This window comes from Synechococcus sp. W60.1 (assembly GCF_047461575.1).
Lineage (GTDB): Bacteria > Cyanobacteriota > Cyanobacteriia > Thermostichales > Thermostichaceae > Thermostichus.
The window spans coordinates 50,359-70,671 of the sequence record NZ_JANSHL010000009.1; the positions used below are offsets into that span (position 1 = coordinate 50,359).

Below are 20,313 nucleotides of genomic sequence, written 5' to 3' on the forward strand. Positions count from 1 at the left end.
AACCGGCCTGGAAAAGGCGACGGGAGAGCAGTTAGGCTTCCCTAGAGTCAGAAGATTCAGAAGATCGAGCAGCAGATTCCCGCCACTGTTGGATGATGTTGCCCAAATTGCGCCGAAACTCTCCAATGCCCAGCAGGGATCCGGGCTGGGGATCCCAGGAAGCCGAGAACACACCGTAGCTAATGCCCAAAAAACCAAGGCCAAACAAGGTCAGCGACTCTGCCAAGGTGAAGTAGGGGGGCAGAGCGACCACATGGTTGGTCAAGAGATAGTAATTCACAAAAAAGCTGCTCAGGCCCAGCCCAGAAGGGATCCCAGAAAACACCAGAATCCGCCGCACCATCCGCCGGCTGACCTCAGGGGGAATCACGGCAACAGGCTCCTTCTTGGCCGGCTTCTTCTCCACCTCAACAGAGGCGGAGGGGGAGCGACGGCGAAAGGTTTTGGACTGGCGGCTGGATTTGCCCACGAAGACAGATCTCCGATAGCGTTTTGGATGGGCTGCCTACTTTTTCACCCGGATGTTCAGCCGTTCGGCCAGCTCCCGGAAGCGGTCAGGAGAATGCTTGGCGATGTAGTTGAGCAAACGCTTGCGACGACCGATCATCATCAGCAGGCCGCGGCGGGAGTTGAAATCCTTCGGGTTTCTCTGAAGGTGCTGAGAGAGCTGGTTGATGCGACTGGTGAGCAGAGCCACCTGAACCTCGGCAGAACCGGTGTCGGTGTCGTGCAGTCGATAGCTCTCAATGATCTGCTGCTTCTCTTGTTGCAATAAGGCCATAAGATCAAGGGACTGGATGCACTGCTTCAAGATAATAACATCGGCTTTTCCTCCCTCGCTATGGCCGAGGAGGGTTATGGAGAGAATGGGATATGACAACAACCTCTGGGGATCCTCCGGCACTGCCCGCTTTGCTGGAGCTGTTGAACTCACAAGACTTGGGAAATCGGCTGCGCGCTGTCAACAAAGCCAGAGAACTGCCTGGGCCAGAAGCCCTGACATTGCTGCAGCGAGCGATTCACGACGAGAATGCCCGCGTCCGTTATGCTGCCATCAGCCAGATGGGCACCCTGTCTGGCGTCGATCCGAACCTACTGTTGCCCATTTTGCAGCGCTCTTTGCGAGAGGATCCGGAGTTCGATGTGCGGGCTGCTGCCGCCGCTGCCCTGGGGGATCTCAAGCAGCCACAGGCCCTGGCCGCTCTCCTGGAAGCTTATCGGCGAGAAACGGAGTGGCTGGTACGGTTTAGCATCATCGCTGCCCTGGGAGAGCTGGGGAACCCTGCCGCCTTCGACACTCTGGTGGAAGCTTTGCAGGACAAGAGCGAGCTGATCACCACAGCCGCTGCCGCTGCCTTGGGCGATCTGGGGGATCCGCGGGCCATTCCCTATTTGGATCCCCTCATCGATTCTGACGACTGGCAACTGCGCTACCGCGTCTGCATTGCCCTGGCCAAGTTGGGAACAGAAGCCGCTCGCGCCGGACTGACCCGGCTGGCCCAGGATTCCCAAGAACAGGTGGCCGTACATGCCCGGGCTGCCTTGGGATCCCTGTAGTTCCCTAGCTCATGGCATTGATGATGTAGTCAAAGTAAGGGGCGGCTTCAGCGGCTGCCGACGGCTCCAGCAGGCTAAGGGCAGCTTCCTTCAAAAAGACAATCGCATCGATCATGCCGGCGATGGGTACGTTGAGGGCATTGTACATTTCCCGCACCCCTATCAGGCCGATAGACTCAATCGGCTCTTTGCTGCCGGCAATAATGCCATAGGTCACCAGACGCAGGTACCAGTCGTAATCTCGCAAACATTGGTTGTAGCGCTTGTCACCGTAGGCATTGCCACCGGGTTGCACGTACTCGGGCCGCTTGGCGAATAGCTGCTTCTGGGCCTGGTCAATGATGCGCTTTTTGTTTTCTGCTAACACCTGAGCGATTTGCAAGCGCCTCTCGCCGGTGGTCATGTAATTCCTGATGGCTTCCAGTTCGCTAACTGAGAGGTAACGCAGCTGGTCATCCGCGGTCTCGATGATCTGGTTGATCACGCTCACGGTAGGGATTCTCCTGTTTTCTAACTTGCTTTCAATTCGGTTCATCAATTCGCAACCCATCCCCCCAGCCCAAGGTCGGCCCAAGAGATGAGCAGGTAGCTCGGCAAGCCAGCGCCGCCGGCTGCTCCCAGTTTAGGATAGGGCAAACCTTCCCTCAAGCACTTTGGCATGACTCCATCTCGAGACTGGCCCTAGATCCGGCCTCGCAGCCATTGGGCCATCTCATTGCGGCGCGGGGCAGCCTCCAGACACACCTCTTCGGTAATCCGCCCCTCTTGGTAAAGCCTAAACAGGGATTGATTCATGGTACACATGCCCTCATAGGAGCCGTCGGCGATCAGCTCCTCAATTTCATCCACCGCCCCCCGCTTGATGTAGTCCCGAATGGCATCGGTGTTGCGCATGATCTCGTGGGCCGCAGCTCGCTTGCCATCGGTGGTGCGCACCAGGGTTTGAGCGATGATCGCCACCAGGGTTTCTGCCAGCTGCAGACGCATCGGCTCCTGTTCCTCCGGCTTGTAAATCCCCAGCAGACGCTCGATGGTGCGGACGGCACTGTTGGTGTGCAGGGTTCCAAAGACCAAGTGGCCCGTCTGGCCAGCCTTTAGGGCAATATCCACCGTCTCTCGATCCCGCATCTCCCCAATCAAGATGATGTCCGGATCTTCCCGCAGCGAGGCTTTCAGGGCATTGGCAAATTCCAGGGTGTGGATCCCGACCTCCCGCTGCCGCACCATCGATTTCTTGCTCTGGTGGACGAACTCGATGGGATCCTCGATGGAAATGATGTGTTTGGGAAAGTTGGAGTTGATGTAGTCCACCATCGCCGCCAAGGTCGTGGACTTACCGGAGCCGGTGGGGCCGGTCACCAAAACCAAGCCTTTCTGCTCCTCGGCAATGCGCTTTAGCACTTCCGGTGCCCGCAACTGCTCCAGCGTCAAAATTTTCAACGGGATCAGACGCATCACCATAGCCGGGCCAAGAAGGGAAACAAAGCAGTTGACCCGACACCGCACCAAACCCTCGTACTGGATGGCAGTATCCAGTTCCAAACATTCCTCAAACTGGCGAATTTGGCTCTCCGGCAGGCTTTCCCGCAGCCAGCCATAGAACATCTCGGTGGTGGTGACCGGGTAGTTGGTCAAAAGCATTTGCCCCCGATCCCGAAAGCGGGGCACTTCTCCTACCCCCAAATGAATATCTGAGTAGCCTTTGTCATAGGCTTCCTGCACCAGTTGGCGCAGGGTCAGGCCCGCAGGAGCAGCTGGAGCCACTGGGATCCGACCGGCAGCCGTTGGGCGAGCTGGTGGCGCAAAAGGCGGGGCAGCAGGAGTGGGGACAGGTGGCGACACTGGAGGCCGAGCAGCAGCTGGGGTGGGCGGGGGCATCTGAGGAGAAGCGGCAGAGCCCGGCACAGGCACCGGTACCTGAGGGGGAGCGACAGCCACACCAGGCGGAAGGGGCCGACCCAGAATGGGGTTGGGGGGGTTTTTGGCATTGGCAGGCCGGGATCCCATCCCTTGGGAGGCTGAACCGAGCACTGGATCCAGTTGCGTTGGAGGCTCCACCGGGGGCACCGGAGCAGCCGGACGAGACGGACGCTGCATGACCGGCGGAGCCGGGGGCTGCCAATTGGAGTCCAAATCGGTGGGAAACTGGTTTTCGGGGCTGACCTCGCTCATGACAAGCCTCGCTTCTGGCAGGGTTTGCGTCAATCTTAGGCTAGTATTCCCAGCCTGAGCAGAGGGTTAACTCAACCCAACCACCGGCAAAGCTCCGGGAAGCTCCCTAAAAATTGGACGGATGGCGAATGAGACTCAGAAACTCTTCGCGGGTACGGGGATCCTCTTGAAACACCCCCACCATCGAGCTGGTGACCGTCCAGGAGCCGGCCTTTTGTACCCCCCGCATCACCATGCACATGTGGGTAGCCTCGATAACCACCCCCACCCCGTAGGGATCCAGCACCTCCATCAAGGCCTCAGCAATTTGCCGTGTCAGGCGTTCCTGAACCTGCAGGCGGCGGGAGTACATCTCGACGATACGGGCAATTTTGCTTAGGCCCACCACCTTTTGCTTGGGGATGTAGGCCACATGGGCTTTGCCAATAAAGGGCAGCAGATGGTGCTCGCACAGGCTAAACAGAGACACATCCCGCAACAGCACCATCTCGTCATGGCCCTCATCAAAGATGGCACTGTTCAGTAGCTCCTCCAAAGACTGCCGATACCCACTGGTCAAAAACTTCAAAGCCGCAACCACTCGTTCCGGGGTTTTTCGCAGCCCCTCCCGTTGGGGATCCTCCCCGATCCCCCGCAGCAGCGTCTCCACCGCCGCCACCATAGCCGGATCTGAGACATCCGAGCTACCCAATTCTTCTTCCGCAAAAGTGGCTCGATCTCGAATCACCCGAGACTTGAAATGGGCTTTGTCATCCATTCGAGATTGCGAGCCAGATCCGGGTTTCGCAAGGGTCATAGCAGGATATTCCTTGGTTAACGAAAGGCTAAGAGAACTCGGTGCATGCAACTCAGCTCAGGTGGCATCCAGTCAAAGGCTGCGATAGCCAAAACCCTCCCAAGTCACGGGCAACCCCAAACCAGCCAGGTCTAAAAGGCTCCCACCGCAGGCATGAAGGTGAGATCTTCCACCACCGCACCTGTGGGCAACCGAACAATATAGGTAATCAAGTCGGCTACCCATTCCGGCGAGAGCATTTTGGAACGGTCGAAGTTGACCCCTACCGTGCCCGTATCCCAGAGGGACGTGTCCACGGCACCAGGGCACAGGCTGGTGACCCGAATGCCATGCTGTCGTTCCTCTTCGGCCAAAGCTTGAGAAAAGCCCATCAGGCCGAACTTGCTGGCACAGTAGGCTCCCCAGTTGGGAAAAGCTCGCTTGCCCGCAATCGAGATGACGTTGACAATCGTGCCGCAGCGCTGCCGGCGCATTCCAGGAAGTACGGCTTGGGCACACAGAAAAGCTGCCGTCAAGTTCAAGTCGATCACTCGCTGCCAATCCGACAAAGGTAAGGTGGCCAAAGGGCCAACGTGGGCCATGCCCGCATTATTGACCAAGACATCGCAGACGCCAAATCGATCCAGGAGAGCCTGCAACTGCTGGGGCAGAGCTGCTAAGTCGGCCAAGTCCATGGGAAAAACCGCTGCCTTACCCCCCTGGTCTTGGATTTGGGCCTGCACCGCTAGCAGATCAGGTTGGGAACGGGCCACCAGAGCCACCGCTATCCCTTGTCGGGCTAGGGCTAGGGCTACCGCTCTGCCGATCCCTCGACTGGCCCCTGTAATCAGAGCACGTTCGGGAAACTTTGTCTCAAAACTCATTTACAACAAGCCTCTGGCGTGCGCCACACAAGCAAGCGCTACCCAACCTGAGAAACTTCCTTAACTAAGTGTAACACTGATTTTCCATCGCTTCCCTTGGAATCAGGGTAGGGCGCAGAGACCTCAGCCTGTCCTGCTCAAGATCCGTCCGCTGGCTGTTGAACCTCGATCCGGCTAGGTGGGGTCTGGGAGTATGGTAGTGTGGTAAAAATGGTGAAAATCTTTTGCAACAACAACCGTCATGGCTGAGTCTTTGTTTTCTCCAAGCCCCACTGCCGCGCGGGAGGATCCCTCCTACATCCTTCAGCTTGAGGGCATCAGCAAGGGGTTTCCCGGCCAGCGGCAGTTGGTTTTGCGGGAAGTCGAGTTTCGCCTGCCCCAAGGAGACATCCTCAGCATTGTGGGCCCATCGGGCTGTGGGAAAACCACCTTATTGCGCACCATTGCCGGATTTGAGCAGCCGGATAGCGGGCGGATCCTGCTGGGGGGGCAGGTTGTGGCTGGGGAGGGGCAGTGGATCCCACCGGAGCGACGGGGAGTGGGGTTGGTGTTTCAAGATTTTGCCCTGTTTCCCCACTTGAACGTGTTGGCCAATGTGATGTTTGGCCTCCGACCCACTACCCCGTTTGCGTCGGCGGCAGGGGGTGGCAATCGCTCCTCCTCAACTGAGTTGCGAGCTGAGTTGCGAGGCGCTGCCCAACAGGCGCGGGAACGCGCTTACGAGGTGTTGCGGTTGGTGGGCCTGGAAGACTACACCCATCGTTATCCCCACGAGCTTTCGGGCGGGCAGCAGCAGCGGGTGGCTTTGGCGCGGGCTTTGGCCCCCAGGCCTAGCTTGATCCTGTTGGATGAGCCCCTGAGCAATTTGGATGTGCAGGTGCGCTACTACCTGCGGGAAGAAATCCGCAAAATCCTCAAGCAAACCCAGACCTCGGCCATTTTTGTCACCCACGACCAAGAGGAGGCTCTCTGCCTCTCCGACTGGGTGGCGGTGATGCGGGAAGGCCGTATTGAGCAATGGGGATCCCCGGAGGAGGTTTACCGGGAGCCGGCTACTCGCTTCGTGGCAGAGTTTATTACCCAGGCCAACTTTCTGCGCTGTGAGCGGCGGGAGTTTGGTTGGCAGGCTGAAGAGCTGCTGCACATCCCATTCCAGGCTTTGAGGGATCAGCCCGACCCCAGCTTGCGCTGCGCAGAGTTGATGGTTCGACAGGAGGAGTTGCATTTGCATCCTGATCCTCAGGGCGGCATTGTCATTCGGGATCGACAGTTTTTGGGGCGAGAGTACCGCTATTGCCTGATCACAGCAGCCGGCAAAGAATTGCACGCCCTAGCCCGGGAAGCCCTGCCTGTGGGCGCGCGGGTTCACATTGCTGTTGGGCAAGGTCGGCTGTTCCCCCTCGCTGAGGGGTCCTCCGTGGCTGAAAAAGAGCCAAATCGCGCAAAAAGTAAAAGTGTTGCCTGAGTCGGGGTTCTTTTGCACACCTTTAGCAACCCATCTTCCCCGCGACACGAAAGCCTTCGCCCCAGATAGGGCTTAGACTGGCAAGACGGTGGTCCAGGCTGGTAGCTCCCTCTGGAGGGACAAACTGGGTAGGCTGTTGGTGGAGGATTCAGTGCCAAGCTATGCAGGGATCCCGCATCGTGGCAGGCCCATCGGAGAACCGGATCGCCTTGGCGGAGTTCCGGGTGGGCGTGGATGCGGTCATTTTCTCCATCGACACTGAGCAGAATCGCCTCCTGGTGCTGCTGGTGCGGCGGCGGGAGGATCCCTTCCGCGGTTGCTGGGCCCTGCCAGGAACACTGGTGCGGCGCTCAGAATCCCTAGAAGCAGCGGCCTACCGCATCTTGGCGGAGAAAATTCGTGTTAAAAACCTCTATCTGGAGCAGCTCTACACCTTCGGGGGGCCGGAGCGGGATCCCCGCGAGGCCGAGGATGGCTATGGAGTGCGCTACCTGTCGGTCAGCTACTTTGCCCTGGTGCGGTTCCAGGATGCTGAATTGCTGGCAGACGGAGTGGAGGGCATTGCCTGGTATCCCGCCGACCAAATTCCCTCTTTAGCCTTTGACCACGAAGAGATTTGCCGCTATGCCCGCCGTCGCCTCTGCGCCAAGTTGGAGTACAGCCCGATTGCCTTTGACATTTTGCCCGCCACCTTCACGCTAGGGGAGGTCTATCAGCTCTACGGCACCGTTTTGGGCGAGGGGTTCTCCGACTACTCCAATTTTCGCGCCCGCCTACTGAAACTGGGTATCTTGCAAGATACCGGCCAGAAAAGTTCCCAAGGAACAGGCAGACCGGCAACCCTCTACCGTTTTGATGCGGCTGCTTTCGAGAAAATCCGTCATAAGCCAATGGTATTTGTCTAAGGGATCCCAGCTCACCAATGCTAATCCGGCCAGTCCAGCCAGATCGTTAACGTTCTCCCCACGGCTAAAGCCGGGGGATTTTTTCCATCGCTCCACGCTCCTCGCGCTTCGTTGCAATGGGCTACACGAGGGCCTATATCCTCGTGGGGGACGCCATCTCCTCAACTACTGAGATGCCAAAACACCCCAGATACTTCTACTTCACCTTTAACGCTGCACCCTTCCATAAGCGGGTGGAGCGAGTCTCCCGTCCTGTCATGAGACGGTGACTTATCCCCAGGCATGAATGCCGGGGCCTGCGACGCCGAGTTTTCGGTCAGCAGCAGCCAGAGAGCTGTGCTAAGATTAGAAACCATGATAGGTATTGTTTCAGGAGTTCTCCAAGCATGTCTGCAGCAATAGATATCGCTGATGCTACCTTTGAGGCAGAGGTGCTGCGCAGCGATATTCCGGTTTTGGTCGATTTTTGGGCACCTTGGTGTGGCCCCTGCCGGATGGTGGCTCCTGTGGTTCAGGAGATAGCTGAGCAGTATGTCGGCAAAGTTAAGGTTGTAAAAATTAATACTGACGAGAACCCTCAAACTGCCAGCCAGTACGGCATTCGCAGCATTCCCACCCTGATGTTGTTCAAGGGCGGCCAGAAAGTGGATGTGGTGGTTGGCGCCGTACCCAAGGCAACTCTAACCACGATTTTGGAAAAGCACTTCGACACACCTGCCGAAGCCTGAGGGCTATGCCTTGGGTGTTTCAGAATGTAACTTTTGGGTTCTGGATTAGAACCCAGCTGCCATTTTGTGCCGAGAACTGATTAAAGTAATTCCAGAGAACTTTAGGATCCCAGCTTGACCGATTCCGTTTCTTCCCTTCTGCAAGAAGTTTTTTCCAACGCTGAGACCCGCCTAAAGCAGTTGGAGTATCATCCCAACCGGACGGCCTGGCTGCGTATTGTGCAGTCGCTGCAGCGCATGGGATCCCTGGAGCTGAGCCGTTTAGATGCCAAGATCTTGGCGGCTACTCTTGAGGATCTGGAGCAGGGGTTTGCCGCCTTCCAAAACTATGCCCACCAACGCAAGATCACCGTTTTCGGGTCGGCACGACTGGGGCCAGAAAGTCCCGAATATCGCCAGGCCCAGTTGTTCGCCTACTGCATCAGTCAACGGGGATTCATGGTCATGACGGGGGGCGGCGGCGGCATTATGGAAGCCGGCAACCGAGGGGCAGGGCTGGAAAACTCTTTTGGGCTCAATATCCAGCTTCCCTTTGAGCAAATGGCCAATCCCGTTATTGCTGCCAGCGATCGGGTCATCAACTTCAAGTATTTCTTTTCCCGCAAGCTCTTTTTTGTTAAAGAAACCGACGCGCTGGTGCTTTTTCCCGGCGGTTTCGGCACTCAGGATGAAGCCTTTGAATGCCTAACCCTGATGCAAACCGGCAAAACCAAGCTCATGCCCTTGGTGCTGGTGGACAGAACAGGTGGCTGCTACTGGAAAGAATGGGACGAATACGTGCGGGAGCACCTGCTTGGTCGCGGCTTGATCAGCCCAGAAGATCTCTTCCTCTACACCCTAACCGACGACGTGGAAGATGCCTGCCAGCAGATTGTCGATTTTTATCGCGTCTTTCACAGCAATCGCTACGTGCGGGAGCTCCTGGTTTTGCGCTTGAACACCAGACTCTCACCGGAAGCCCTAGACATCTTAAACGAAGAGTTTGCCGATATTCTCGATTCGGGCCGGATCGAGCAAACTGGGGCCTTGCCGGAGGAAGCCGAGGAAGATATTGCCCATCTGCCACGGCTGGTGATGCACTTCAACCAGCGCAACTTTGGACGGCTATGGCAAATGGTGCGCCGGATCAACAAGCTTCACCCGGAACAGCCGGATCCTCTGCAAATGCGCCCTGAACAAAAGTAGATGTATCAGCGCTCTCAGAACCATCCAAGAACCAGCAGCCAATTGTTTTGGTGGTGCTCCCAATGGGCCGGTTGTTTGTCAAAATCTGCGGCATCACCCGTCAGGATCAGGCGGAGGCCATCGCCGCGCTGGGGGTGAGTGCCCTTGGGTTCATCGCGGTGCCCAATACCCCCCGCTATTTGCCCCTCTCGGAAATGGCTCGTTGGGTGGGATCCCTGCCCGGCCCTGTGGAAAAGGTGGGGGTCTTCCTGGATCAGGATCCCCGCGCCATCGCCGCCTGGGTGGAAACGGTGGGCCTCACGGCTGTCCAGTTGCATGGCCAAGAATCCCCGCAAGATTGTCAGCAATTGGGGGAATGGCTTCCCGGGATCCGCCGCATCAAGGCCCTGCGCGTCCGCCAGCCGCAAGATCTGGAAGTGGCCAATCTCTACCGAGACTGTGTGGAGATGCTGCTTTTGGATGCTTATCACCCCCAACAGGCGGGTGGAACGGGGCGAACTCTGAATTGGTCAGAACTTGCCCACCGCTCCCTGCCCTTGCCTTGGCTACTGGCTGGTGGGCTGAACCCGGACAATGTTCTGCAGGCGCTCAGCCACCTGCAGCCAAGCGGCATCGACCTCTCCAGTGGTGTGGAACGTCGGCCAGGCGATAAAGACATCGACAAAGTCCGGCACCTGCTGCAGCAGCTTGGCTCCCAAGGGTGGGAGATTGCTCCTACTCTGCCGCCGATAACGCCAAGCGCAACGGGATGATCATTTGGCTGGGTTCCTACTGCAGCGACTGAATATCCAACCCCGGCTCGAACATCAGCTCTTTCACTTCCCCAAATCGGCCCATCACTCCAAGCTCCCGGTCGTTAAAGGTCACCAACACACCGCCCGCATTGCCGGTACGCAACACGATTGACTGCTCCGCTTCCCAATTCAACTCGGCCCCTGGCTGTAAGGTGGCCTCAAAAACCGTTTGCCCATCGGCGATGACCCGCAACCAGGAAGTGCGATCCACAACGCTAATATCCAGACGCACCGGATTTCGCCCCGCCCCCCCTGAGTGAGCTTCCAAGACCTCGGGGAAGACGCCCTGAATGCGCGTCCATTGGTCGAGGGTGGGAAACAGTTGGCGGGCCGTGGGCTGAGCTGCCGACAGAGTGGGATCCGGGGAGTTGGCAGCAGGCGGTTGCTGGCCGGAGCCTTCCCGGCCAACTGTTGGCAGGCTCACCAGCCAACGCCCAAAAGGATTGCCTGTGCCCTCCAAAAGAGCTGATAATCCCCCCACCGTCAGCACAATCAGCACCACATAAGCGGCCCAAAGGTGGAGAGGGCGCAGGGCAAAGGCAGGTTGCTGGCCGACAACAGCAAGAGGAGCTGGCGCGCGGGGGGTTTTGGCCGATAAAAGCGGAGAGGCACGCCGAGAGAGGGTTTCGCCATCCAACCCCAAATAGTCGGCATAGCGCTTGAGAAACCCTTGCACATACACCGGCTCCGGTAACCGGCTCAAGTCAGCTTCCTCCAGCGCCTGCAGATATTGGCAGCGAATGAAGGTATCGTTAGCTACTTCTGTCAACGTCAGTCCCCGTGCCTCCCGTGTTTGCCGCAACAGGGATCCCAGGGCTTCTAAAGAGTGTGCTGGCTCTTGCATCATTTGGCCACCTGCGGAAGAAAGGAGGCTACTGTGAGAGTTTGCACTCAGTTAGAGGCTCTGACGAGCTAAAGAGGGCGCTTCCCGAGCGAGGATGAGCTGCTGTGCCCGGTGAGAGGGGCCAGCAAAGCTTGGAGCTCATGGGGATCCAACTGGCGGAACTGGCCTGCTTTCAGGTTGCCCAAGCCCAGTGGGCCAATGGCTTCCCGATGTAAGCTGAGCACCGGATGCCCAAGACGCTCCGCCACCCGCCGAATTTGCCGGTTGCGTCCCTCAAACAACACCACCCTCAGCCAGGAGCAATTGGGATGCTCCCTTTGCCGGAAATCCGGGGCAGGACAAAACTCCACCTCCGCCGGCAGAGTGGTGTACCCCTCTAAGTCTACTCCGTCTCGCCAATGTTGCAGAGTGGCCTGACTCGGATGCCCTTGTACCTGTACCCGGTAGGTTTTGGGCAGATGATAGCGCGGATGGGTCAGCTTCAAGGTCAAGTCGCCATCATTGGTGAGCAGCAAAGCGCCACTGCTGTCCGCATCCAGCCGGCCCACCGGGTAGAGGCGGGTTTGCCGTTTCCAAGATGGGGGGAGCAGATCCAGCACCGTCTTGCGTCCCCAAGGATCTGCACAGGTTGACAAAACCCCCACTGGCTTGTGCAGGAGCAAAACATAGCGCGCCGGATCCTTGGCCAAAGGGATCACCTGACCATCCACCTCGATGCGATCCCGCTCTGGATCGGCTTTGGAGCCCAGCTCAGTGACCACCTTCCCATTGACCCGAACGCGCCCGGCCAGGATCCAGGCTTCCACCTGGCGACGCGAGGCCAATCCCTGCTGAGCCAAGAGCTTCTGTAGCCGTTGGGGTTCTGCCATGGGGATTTGAACAGCAAAAGCAGCAACCGAAGCTGGGGGTGCTAGGCGGCAGAGCCTGGGGCCTCCGGCCCGCTTACGTGAACGGGGTTGGAGAGCCGGTCGGACAAATCAGCAGAATTGGAGGGCAACAGCAGCATCTCCGACTGAGACTCTGAGTTTCCTCCTAGAGAATAGCTGAGGCCACAGTCAAACTCTTCTGCCAGCCGGCAGACTTCCTTGAGATCTCCCACCGACCAAATGCTCCAACTGCTGCGAATTTGGTTATCCACCCACACTTCCACGCGGTTGCCTTCGATGTGCATGATGCGCTTGGGCTTGGCTTCTGAAGGGCAACCTGCAGGCTCGGCCAAGGCCTCCGGCCCGCTCACGCGAACGGAAGATTTTTGCCTCAAGGCCCCCAGAGCTGCCATGAGCTGCGGCAGAGCCAGCAAAAGGTGCTGAGTGGCCTGTTGGGGTTGCCCTTTCAAGCAGGAAACCAAAGCTTCGGCAACACTCTGGTTTAGGGCCTGCAGAGCTTGGAGTGGAGTAGCACCCCCTAGAGAGGGATCCGGTTGCAGTGGGCTTTGAACATCCATGAAAAGGCAGAAAAGGCATGAACAGCAACTTTACAGCCCTTTCGCAGGTTGACCACAACAACGCCTCTGCCCATTGGAGCAGAGCGCTCTGGTTTGCGCAAGCGTGCCGCAGACATTGAGTCCTGTACAGATGGATGACCAGAGGAAGGGCTGTATGGCTCCCTTAAGCCTAACAAATCCAAGAACTTCAGGGCCTCCGGCCCGCTTAAGCGAACGTCAAAAACTTTTCTTGGATGTTGTCCGCATTGCTGCAAAGCAAAGGCCCCTCTATCTAGTGGCCATCAAGGCAGATCCTTTGCTCTCTCGTGCAAAGCAGGCTGAGCTCCAGCGCGGATCCCTCGAAATGGTGCAACTATTCGCCGCTCGATTCGTTTTCTTCGCCCTCGGCGGTGTTCTCTAGCGGTTCCTCAACCCCAGTCTGGGCCTTGGCCTCAAAGGTCGGTCTCAGTTGGTTGAGCAGGGCCAAAACGCGGGATCCCCGCTCCAAAGAGCGATCCTGCAAAAACACCACCGTTGGCACCCGTCGCAGGCTGAGGCGCTGGCCGATTTCCCGCCGCACAAAGGGTGTGGCCGCTGCTAGCCCTTCCATAGCTCGGTGTTGAGCTGTCTCATCCCCATAAATGCTGACGAAGATGCGGGCGTTTTGCAGGTCATTGGAAACCTCGACATCCACAATGCTGACCATCCCTGCCCCAACCCGGTCATCTTTGATCTCCGAGAGCAGGATTTGGCTGACCTCTCGTTTGATCAGCTCTGCTACCCGTGCCACCCGTCGCGCTGTCGCCATTTTTGGATACCTAGGCTAACATCATCCGCAAGCCTGCTCTGGCTGGTGTGGAGCTCAGCCCTTGCCGGCTCGATCCCAAGAACAGTAGCCAATGCTACGAGCATCTCTTCCTTCCACCTTTATCCTGAGTCCATGTCCATCTTGCCTTGAGTATGTATACCTAAAGCCATCGATGGATGGATGGAGACGTGATGATCAAGACGCCAGAGGCGCTGCGGCGCTCCATTGAGCAGTTTATGCTGAATGTGACGGAGCCGCTTGACCCGTTGCTTTCCCTGAAGCTGACTCAGCTGGTGGTGATGTTGGGGGATACAGCTTACGCGATGGGATACAGCGATGGCCAGCAAAAGCCAGAGGAGCGCTGCCGCTATTGTCCCAGTCGGGTGTTCGACAGTCTAGAGCTTTGATAGGGTTCTTCAAGGTTCTTTAGAATTTAGCTTCTGGCCGCCCCGGCTCCCAGCCTTGGGGGGAGTGAGTTGAAAGGGGCGGTGGCAACCGGCCAAGATGGGATCCCATTGCTTGGCAGCCTATGACTTCCCCCGTTTTGCTTTGGCATCGTCGCGATCTGCGGTTAGGGGACAACACAGCTCTTCATGAGGCAGCCCAGCGCAGCTCTCAGGTGGTGCCTGTCTTCATTTTCGACCCGCAGATGCTGAGACGGTCGGACATGGCCCCAGCTAGGGTGGCCTTTTTGCTTCAGGCTCTGCAAGAGCTCCAAGAGCGCTACGCCCAGATGGGGATCCCACTGATCTGGCGGCTGGGGGATCCCTCGGTGGAGTTGCGGTGCTTGGCCACAGACCTGGGAGCCAGGGCCGTGTTTTGGAATGCCGATGGGGAGCCGTTCGCCCTACAGCAAGAGAGTCGAGTGCAGGCCAGTTTGGCCGCAGCCGGGATTCAGTCCTTCTCCTACCAAGATATGCTGCTGCACGGGCCGGGGGAAGTGTTGACCCAGGCGGGGGAGCCCTATTCGGTCTTCACTCCCTTCTGGCGCAGGTGGGCGAGCTTGCCCAAGCGGGATCCCTACCCAACCCCCGAGGGTCTGCAGCCGGTATCGGGACTAAAAGCGCAGCCTCTACCGACTTTGGCAGATTTGGGCTTTGTCTGCGACCAGCGGATCCCAGCAGCGGGGGAAGCAGCGGCTCAAGCCCTTTTGGAAGACTTTTGTCAGGGTTTGCGCATTTTGGACTACGAGCGAGCCCGCAACTTCCCGGCTGAGCCGGGCACTTCTCTACTGAGCCCCCACTTGTGCTGGGGAACGATCGGCATTCGCCAGGTGTGGCAAGCCACGCGGGAGGTGGAAGCCGAGGTGCGCAGCCAAGAGGCCGAAAGCAGCTTGCAAACTTGGCGGCAGGAGCTGTGCTGGCGAGAGTTTTACAAGCATGTCTTGGCCCACTGGCCCCACGTGGAAACCGGAGCCTATCGACGAGCCTTCGACGCCCTGGAGTGGGACAATCGGCAGGACTGGTTTCAGGCCTGGTGCACCGGTCAGACGGGCTACCCCATCGTGGATGCGGCCATGCGCCAACTGAACGAAACTGGCTGGATGCACAACCGCTGCCGCATGATTGTGGCCAGCTTCCTGACCAAGGATCTGCTTATCGATTGGCGCTGGGGGGAACGCTACTTTATGCAAAAGCTAGTGGATGGGGATCTGGCGGCCAATAACGGCGGTTGGCAGTGGAGCGCCAGTGTGGGCACGGATCCCAAGCCCCTGCGCATCTTCAACCCGGCCACGCAAGCAGCCCGCTATGACCCGGAAGGAGAGTACATCCGTCGCTATCTGCCGGAGCTGGCACGGCTGGATACGCCGGCTCTGCTGTGGGTGGGAGATGACCCCAAGGGAGCCTGGGCTTTGCGGGAACGGCGAAGTTGTGGCTATCCGGATCCCATTGTGGATCACAAGGTGCAGCAGCAGGCGTTCAAACGGCGCTACCAGGCGGTGCAGCAGGCCTACTCTAGGTCTGTTCGAGACGGTCTCCCCCCTCCTTCCTAGGTTGTGTTGATCTTTCATTTGAGCCAAAAGAGAGCACTGACGAGATAGAGAAAACTCAAGAAGTTCCTGGCCAATTTGTCAAAACGAGAAAATAGATGCCGGTACTGCTTTAACTTATGAAAAAAGCATTCGATTAAATGCCTCTCTTGATACAGATGCTTGTCATAATGCCGCTGCGTCTTTCTATTCCTTTTAGGCGGAATAACCGCTTGAGCTTCCCCTATCTTCTCAATCAACTTATCCGCATCATATCCTTTATCCCCAATTACTTTGGTATCCTTTCTCTGCCAGCCCTCTATCAATTTTTCCCCTTGAGTAATATCGCTCTTTTCTCCGCCAGTTATTCTCAATTCCAGCGGATTTCCCAACCCATCTACACTCACATGAATCTTGGTGCTGTATCCGCCTCGGCTTCTCCCCAAAGCTTGCTCCCCTTTTTTCCGGCAGCACAGGAGTGCGCTCGAACCATGGTTTAATCAATAATGAGATGCTCTAAATCAGGGTCGTCAATAAAATACTTGAACATCCGTTCCCACACTCCAACACGACTCCACCGGTGAAATCTTTGATAGATGGTGTACCATTTGCCATATCCTTCTGGGAGGTAGCGCCAAGGAGCACCGGAACGGGCTATCCAAAGAACTGCTTCAATAAACTGTTTGCAGTTTGCTTCTTTCCCAATGTTAACTCTCTCTTCTGTCTGTAAAAAAGCTAATATCTTCTGCCATTTGTTTTCATCTAAAAAAACCAACTTCATCCTCTTTCCTCTATAAATTATTCTCTCTATCCTAACATAAGATCAACACGACCTAGTCCTCTGTGCCGCTGCCCCCTCTCTCGACGACGGCAGACAAAAGGCAAGACAGGTGCCATTTGAAATGACCACAAAGCAGGTCTGTGTAGTTGTAGTCAATTCAGTTGACAATGAGACGGTGTTAAAGGCAAGATGACGTGGGGGTAGACCTCAGGAGGAAGCTTTATGACCTATAGCTTAGACCTGAGAGAGAGAGTCGTAGGGTATGTCCAGGAAGGGGGCAGCCCCACTGCAGCTGCACAGATGTACAAAGTCAGTCGTGCAACGGTTTATCGCTGGCTGAACCGAGAAGACCTGAGGCCGACAAAAGTCAAGACTCGGAAGCGAAAGATAGACTTGGTCGCTCTGCAGCAAGACGTAGAACAGTACCCAGAAGCTCGACTGAAGGATAGAGCCCAGAGGTTTGGCGTCCATCCCAGCGCTATTTACTGTGCTCTTAGGAAGATGAAAACAACGCGAAAAAAAAGAGTTAAGGCACCGAGAGCGGGATTGGCAAGAGAGAATCCAAGAGAGAATCAACGACTCTAGGGTCTTGAGGGAGTTGGTTCAGAAGTATGGAAGTGAGAGTTTAGCTTACAATGGGCTCTGCACCGCTGACGCGAATGATGAGAGAATGACGAGACAGGGTTTGGGGAGATACGCACCTGTTTTATGCTTGGCCAAAGAGAGGGGAGAAAGTTTATGGGAAGAGAGAGAGCTGAGTAGCCGGTAGGAGGAAGGAGAGAGGGGGTTTGATAGCCCCGACGCTTTTTCAAGTAGCTCGAATGCGGAAGAATTTGAGGGACACTAAATGCCGAGTTTGGAGAAGACATCTGTATTGACTCTGGGCAATGGGCCGATTCAAAGGCCTAGGGCCTGCTCGGCGAACGGAAGGGAAGGATAAAGGATTTGATGAAAGCGGCAGGGCAGGAGGTGGTTTTTTGCTGAGGCCCTCGCCAGACTTGAATGAGATTGAGGGTGACTTTAGTGCTCTCAAGAGGGCAAGGATGCATGCTGATAGAGGAACTTCTGTGGATGAAGTGATAAGGCCTGCGGTCCGCTGTTGCAGACGGAACTGTTGTACTGGCTAGCGTCTCATTGTTATTTGGATTGACTATGGCGGCTATTCCAGCAGCAGCGAGAGGAGGGCTAGGGATCTTCAGCTAGAAATCGCAGGAGCCCCGCACTGTACCCGTAGGGTCAGTGACGGGAGGAATGCGAGGTTACAATAGAACTATGACCCAAGTCCTGACCGTATCCTGCAAGCTCAAGGTGTCCCAGTCGCAGGCCGCCAAATTGGACGCGACTTTGGAGGCTTTTGGCCAAGCCTTGAATTGGGTCAACCAGAACACGCCGGAGAAAGTCGCCAACGCCGTTAAGCTCCAGTCTCTGTGCTACCGCGAAATCCGTGCCCGGTTCGGCTTATCCAGCAACTTGGCTCAGCAGGTCTGCAGACGGCTGGCCGGTGCCCGTAAAGTTGCCCAACAGAAAAACCGCCCCGTCAAAACGTTCAAAGGGGGCTTCGCTACCTACGACGCTCGTATCTTTTCGTTCCGCGAGAAAGACTGGACGGTGTCGCTGACCACGGTGGAGGGTCGGGAGCGCTTTGAGCTGGCGATTGGCCGCTACCAGAGAGAACGGCTGGCGGGCTCCAATCCCAAATCTGCCACTCTGGTCAAGCGTAAAGACGGCTCCTACTCCATTCAAATCTGTGTGGAAGCGGAGCCATCCCCACCGCAACGCACGGGCAGAGTGCTGGGGGTGGACTTGGGGAGGACGGATATTGCCCATACGTCAGAGGGGGACAACTGGAATGGACAGCAGTTGAACAAAGTCCGAGACCACTACTCCAAGCTGAGGGCGGCACTCCAACGTAAAGCCAGTAAGGGCACACGCAGTTCGCGGCGCAGATGCCGTCAACTGCTGCAACGGCTGTCTGGCAAGGAGAGGCGCTTTCAAGTGTGGGTCAATCATCGCATCTCCAAAGCCATTGTCTCTAGGGCAAAAGCTACCAACAGCGCTATCGCCCTGGAAGACCTGACAGGGATCCGGGAAAGAGTCAATCAACAACCCCGCAGCAAAGCCGAACGGCGCAGGGCCAACAGTTGGGCGTTTTATCAACTCCGTCAATTTTTGGAGTACAAGGCGAGGGTTGCAGGGGTTTCTCTGATTCTTGTGCCGCCCGCCTACACGTCGCAGGCCTGCCACAAGTGTTTACACATCCATCCCGATCCTGCGCAATCCTACCGCAGTGGAAAGAAGTTTAAGTGTGGACACTGTGGATGGGAAGGGGATGCGGATTTGAATGGTGCGAATGTGATTGCGCTTTTGGGGGCTGCCGTAAACCAGCCTAGAGGTTCGGGCCTGTTTTGTTCTCTGGTAGAGCAGAGCAGGCTCAGGGCTACTGAAAGCCCGCTCCGTACCGCTTTAGCGGTCGGAGTCGGGTAGTTTACGGCAGTTGCAGCACCTGAACGGGCGAACCAGCAGGGATCTGGGTTGTCCCTACTGGCAGCACAGCCAAGGCATTACAGCCGGCCAGACTGATGAGATTGCCGGAATTGAGATTGGCGGCGGGCTGAAATTGGATCCCCTCAGGCCTGACCTGCAGCCGTCCCCAGAGATAGTGTTCCCGCTGACCGTCGGCATGCAGATCCACCGGGCTGAAGGCGGAGAGGATCTGCCAGTAGGGGGGCAGGGATCCGCCCATTTTTCGCAGGGCCGGGTGCAAAAAGCGCCAGAAGGTCACCAGGGCAGAGGCAGGGTTGCCCGGCAGGCCAAAGTAGAGCTTGGGGGGGCCGTGGGGATTGGGAAAACGAGCCACCGTCAGGGGTTTGCCCGGCTTGATGGCCACGCTGCGGATGAAAATCTCGCCTCCCAACTCCTCCAGCACCTTTTCCACCAGGTCAAAATCCCCCACCGATACCCCTCCGGAAGAGATCACCCCATCGGCGGAGGCCAGGGCCTGCTGGACGACCTGCCGCAACACCTGGAGCCGATCCGGCACGATGCCCAACTGGATCGGGATCCCACCCGCTGCCTTGACCAGAGCCGCCAGGCCGTACTGGTTGGAATCCACGACCTGCCCCGGCCCCGGCACCTGCTGGATGGGCACCAACTCATCCCCTGTCGAGAACAGGGCCACCCGAGGCTGACGAAACACCGGCACCATCGCCTGTCGGATGGCGGCCAAAACGGCCAGCTCCGCTCCGCCCAAAGCCTGCCCTGCCGGCAGGAGGGGATCCCCCTGGCGGGCAAAGTCTCCCTGAGGCCGGACAAATTGGCCCCGCTGCGGACGCTGCAAGAGGCGAACGGTTCCTGGCAAAGGTTGCTGCGTGTATTCCTGCATCACCACGGTGTCCGCACCGCTGGGCAAGAGGGAGCCGGTGTAGAGACGCACCGCTTGTCCAGGCTGGAGCTCTCGGGTGGGTGCCTTTCCGGCGGGGAGAGTCTCAATCACCTGCAGCTCACAAGGGATCCCCGCTTGCACATCTTCATGGCGCACGGCATAGCCATCCATACTGGAGGTGGGATGGGCCGGAAAATCCTGGGGGCTATACACAGTTTGGCTGAGAACGCGGCCTTGGGCGGATCCCAGCTCCACCCACTCTGTGCCCAGCGGCTGAACCGCCTGCAAAATCAGGGCTTCTGCTTCGGCCACCGGCAGCATCACGGCTTTTACAACCCCCTTCTCCAACACCTTATCTTCAGCATCCAGAAGTCGGTTCCGCCAAGGCCATTAAATTACAACTTAAACTGCGAACAGCAGCCATGAATTCCGACCTTGGCATGAGAGGTGTATGACCAGGATCCCACCAAGCCCCAGAGCTGGCAAGAAGTCGCAGCAAGTTGCCCATTGGGAGCTGCAGCTCTTTCGAATTCGGGATCCCGGTCTTGCTGGGGAGATGGGGATCCCGGCAGCGTTGCAACCGGCCATAGGCTATCTGGCTGCTGTGACTGCGGAAGCTGGATACTGGTCGCGTAGCGGGC

Annotated in this window: 20 protein-coding genes and 3 pseudogenes; 10 read left to right on the forward strand and 13 right to left on the reverse strand. The window is 57.4% G+C overall.

What is annotated here, in order from left to right:
- Nucleotides 1-31: 31 nt before the first annotated feature.
- Nucleotides 32-469: a photosystem II biosynthesis protein gene (locus NW805_RS09240; RefSeq protein ID WP_414422326.1), complete on the reverse strand. Its 438-nt coding sequence runs from the start codon at nt 467-469 to the stop codon at nt 32-34.
- Between the two features lie 36 nt (nt 470-505).
- Nucleotides 506-781, reverse strand: coding sequence for a 30S ribosomal protein S15 (rpsO, locus tag NW805_RS09245; protein ID WP_011431855.1), 276 nt, complete (start codon nt 779-781; stop codon nt 506-508).
- 92 nt (nt 782-873) lie between these two features.
- On the opposite strand from rpsO, the gene NW805_RS09250 reads away from it, so the two are divergent.
- Nucleotides 874-1,557, forward strand: coding sequence for a HEAT repeat domain-containing protein (locus NW805_RS09250; RefSeq protein WP_414422327.1), 684 nt, complete (start codon nt 874-876; stop codon nt 1,555-1,557).
- Nucleotides 1,558-1,561: 4 nt separating this feature from the next.
- Here NW805_RS09250 and apcD read toward each other — a convergent pair whose 3' ends face one another.
- The 4 genes from apcD to NW805_RS09270 all read right to left on the reverse strand — a co-directional run bounded on the left by apcD (nt 1,562) and on the right by NW805_RS09270 (nt 5,388).
- Complete coding sequence (apcD, locus tag NW805_RS09255) at nt 1,562-2,047, reverse strand: allophycocyanin subunit alpha-B (protein WP_414422328.1); 486 nt, start codon at nt 2,045-2,047, stop codon at nt 1,562-1,564.
- A gap of 191 nt (nt 2,048-2,238) precedes the next feature.
- Nucleotides 2,239-3,564, reverse strand: a complete 1,326-nt coding sequence (locus NW805_RS09260; protein ID WP_414422357.1) for a type IV pilus twitching motility protein PilT — start codon at nt 3,562-3,564, stop codon at nt 2,239-2,241.
- 271 nt (nt 3,565-3,835) lie between these two features.
- A complete protein-coding gene (gene folE, locus NW805_RS09265; RefSeq protein ID WP_011431859.1) occupies nt 3,836-4,525 on the reverse strand; it encodes a GTP cyclohydrolase I FolE in 690 nt (229 codons plus the stop codon).
- A gap of 131 nt (nt 4,526-4,656) precedes the next feature.
- Complete coding sequence (locus tag NW805_RS09270; protein ID WP_414341872.1) at nt 4,657-5,388, reverse strand: SDR family oxidoreductase; 732 nt, start codon at nt 5,386-5,388, stop codon at nt 4,657-4,659.
- Nucleotides 5,389-5,629: 241 nt separating this feature from the next.
- Between NW805_RS09270 and NW805_RS09275 the strand changes: the two genes are divergently transcribed.
- The 5 genes from NW805_RS09275 to NW805_RS09295 all read left to right on the forward strand — a co-directional run bounded on the left by NW805_RS09275 (nt 5,630) and on the right by NW805_RS09295 (nt 10,423).
- A complete protein-coding gene (locus NW805_RS09275) occupies nt 5,630-6,853 on the forward strand; it encodes an ABC transporter ATP-binding protein (protein WP_414373788.1) in 1,224 nt (407 codons plus the stop codon).
- A 179-nt stretch (nt 6,854-7,032) separates the two neighbouring features.
- The gene (locus NW805_RS09280; RefSeq protein WP_414329504.1) at nt 7,033-7,758 is read left to right on the forward strand and encodes an NUDIX hydrolase; all 726 of its coding nucleotides are present in this window, start codon (nt 7,033-7,035) and stop codon (nt 7,756-7,758) included.
- A 386-nt stretch (nt 7,759-8,144) separates the two neighbouring features.
- On the forward strand, nt 8,145-8,486 hold the full coding sequence (gene trxA, locus NW805_RS09285; protein WP_011431863.1) for a thioredoxin: 342 nt from the start codon (nt 8,145-8,147) through the stop codon (nt 8,484-8,486).
- A 114-nt stretch (nt 8,487-8,600) separates the two neighbouring features.
- Nucleotides 8,601-9,671: an LOG family protein gene (locus NW805_RS09290; RefSeq protein WP_414341868.1), complete on the forward strand. Its 1,071-nt coding sequence runs from the start codon at nt 8,601-8,603 to the stop codon at nt 9,669-9,671.
- Between the two features lie 62 nt (nt 9,672-9,733).
- Nucleotides 9,734-10,423 carry a phosphoribosylanthranilate isomerase gene (locus NW805_RS09295; RefSeq protein ID WP_414422358.1) on the forward strand — a complete coding sequence of 230 codons (690 nt, stop codon included), beginning with the start codon at nt 9,734-9,736 and terminating at the stop codon, nt 10,421-10,423.
- A 16-nt stretch (nt 10,424-10,439) separates the two neighbouring features.
- Here the strand turns inward: NW805_RS09295 and NW805_RS09300 are convergent, their stop codons facing one another.
- From NW805_RS09300 to rbfA, 5 genes and pseudogenes are all read right to left on the reverse strand, one after another.
- Nucleotides 10,440-10,967, reverse strand: a complete 528-nt coding sequence (locus NW805_RS09300) for a DUF4115 domain-containing protein (protein WP_414422359.1) — start codon at nt 10,965-10,967, stop codon at nt 10,440-10,442.
- A gap of 132 nt (nt 10,968-11,099) precedes the next feature.
- Nucleotides 11,100-11,312 (reverse strand): annotated as a pseudogene (locus tag NW805_RS09305) (helix-turn-helix domain-containing protein); the annotation flags it as partial.
- A 65-nt stretch (nt 11,313-11,377) separates the two neighbouring features.
- Nucleotides 11,378-12,178, reverse strand: coding sequence for a pseudouridine synthase (locus tag NW805_RS09310; protein ID WP_414422329.1), 801 nt, complete (start codon nt 12,176-12,178; stop codon nt 11,378-11,380).
- 41 nt (nt 12,179-12,219) lie between these two features.
- The gene (locus NW805_RS09315) at nt 12,220-12,753 is read right to left on the reverse strand and encodes a hypothetical protein (RefSeq protein ID WP_414422330.1); all 534 of its coding nucleotides are present in this window, start codon (nt 12,751-12,753) and stop codon (nt 12,220-12,222) included.
- Nucleotides 12,754-13,105: 352 nt separating this feature from the next.
- The gene (gene rbfA, locus NW805_RS09320) at nt 13,106-13,540 is read right to left on the reverse strand and encodes a 30S ribosome-binding factor RbfA (RefSeq protein ID WP_414422331.1); all 435 of its coding nucleotides are present in this window, start codon (nt 13,538-13,540) and stop codon (nt 13,106-13,108) included.
- A gap of 191 nt (nt 13,541-13,731) precedes the next feature.
- Here rbfA and NW805_RS09325 point away from each other — a divergent pair, with 191 nt between their 5' ends.
- The gene (locus NW805_RS09325; protein WP_238376842.1) at nt 13,732-13,947 is read left to right on the forward strand and encodes a hypothetical protein; all 216 of its coding nucleotides are present in this window, start codon (nt 13,732-13,734) and stop codon (nt 13,945-13,947) included.
- A 122-nt stretch (nt 13,948-14,069) separates the two neighbouring features.
- Nucleotides 14,070-15,533: a cryptochrome/photolyase family protein gene (locus NW805_RS09330; RefSeq protein WP_414328962.1), complete on the forward strand. Its 1,464-nt coding sequence runs from the start codon at nt 14,070-14,072 to the stop codon at nt 15,531-15,533.
- A 14-nt stretch (nt 15,534-15,547) separates the two neighbouring features.
- Here NW805_RS09330 and NW805_RS09335 read toward each other — a convergent pair.
- A pseudogene (locus NW805_RS09335) lies at nt 15,548-16,290 on the reverse strand (IS5-like element ISSoc13 family transposase).
- Between the two features lie 222 nt (nt 16,291-16,512).
- Here NW805_RS09335 and NW805_RS09340 point away from each other — a divergent pair.
- Nucleotides 16,513-17,417, forward strand: a pseudogene (locus NW805_RS09340) (IS630 transposase-related protein).
- Between the two features lie 145 nt (nt 17,418-17,562).
- A complete protein-coding gene (locus NW805_RS09345; RefSeq protein WP_414422332.1) occupies nt 17,563-18,774 on the forward strand; it encodes an RNA-guided endonuclease InsQ/TnpB family protein in 1,212 nt (403 codons plus the stop codon).
- Nucleotide 18,775: 1 nt separating this feature from the next.
- Here NW805_RS09345 and glp read toward each other — a convergent pair whose 3' ends face one another.
- Entirely contained in the window at nt 18,776-20,023 is a 1,248-nt protein-coding gene (gene glp, locus NW805_RS09350; protein WP_414422333.1) for a gephyrin-like molybdotransferase Glp, read from the reverse strand.
- Between the last annotated feature and the right edge of the window lie 290 nt (nt 20,024-20,313).

Coding starts and splice junctions, on each gene's coding strand:
- NW805_RS09325 (WP_238376842.1), top strand. CDS start 13,732: ATGATCAAGACGCCAGAGGCGCTGCGGCGCTCCATTGAGCAGTTTATG.
- NW805_RS09270 (WP_414341872.1), bottom strand. CDS start 5,388: ATGAGTTTTGAGACAAAGTTTCCCGAACGTGCTCTGATTACAGGGGCC.
- NW805_RS09260 (WP_414422357.1), bottom strand. CDS start 3,564: ATGGGATCCCGGCCTGCCAATGCCAAAAACCCCCCCAACCCCATTCTG.
- trxA (WP_011431863.1), top strand. CDS start 8,145: ATGTCTGCAGCAATAGATATCGCTGATGCTACCTTTGAGGCAGAGGTG.
- NW805_RS09295 (WP_414422358.1), top strand. CDS start 9,734: ATGGGCCGGTTGTTTGTCAAAATCTGCGGCATCACCCGTCAGGATCAG.
- NW805_RS09345 (WP_414422332.1), top strand. CDS start 17,563: ATGACCCAAGTCCTGACCGTATCCTGCAAGCTCAAGGTGTCCCAGTCG.
- NW805_RS09330 (WP_414328962.1), top strand. CDS start 14,070: ATGACTTCCCCCGTTTTGCTTTGGCATCGTCGCGATCTGCGGTTAGGG.
- NW805_RS09310 (WP_414422329.1), bottom strand. CDS start 12,178: ATGGCAGAACCCCAACGGCTACAGAAGCTCTTGGCTCAGCAGGGATTG.
- rbfA (WP_414422331.1), bottom strand. CDS start 13,540: ATGGCGACAGCGCGACGGGTGGCACGGGTAGCAGAGCTGATCAAACGA.
- NW805_RS09275 (WP_414373788.1), top strand. CDS start 5,630: ATGGCTGAGTCTTTGTTTTCTCCAAGCCCCACTGCCGCGCGGGAGGAT.
- folE (WP_011431859.1), bottom strand. CDS start 4,525: ATGACCCTTGCGAAACCCGGATCTGGCTCGCAATCTCGAATGGATGAC.
- rpsO (WP_011431855.1), bottom strand. CDS start 781: ATGGCCTTATTGCAACAAGAGAAGCAGCAGATCATTGAGAGCTATCGA.
- NW805_RS09250 (WP_414422327.1), top strand. CDS start 874: ATGACAACAACCTCTGGGGATCCTCCGGCACTGCCCGCTTTGCTGGAG.
- NW805_RS09315 (WP_414422330.1), bottom strand. CDS start 12,753: ATGGATGTTCAAAGCCCACTGCAACCGGATCCCTCTCTAGGGGGTGCT.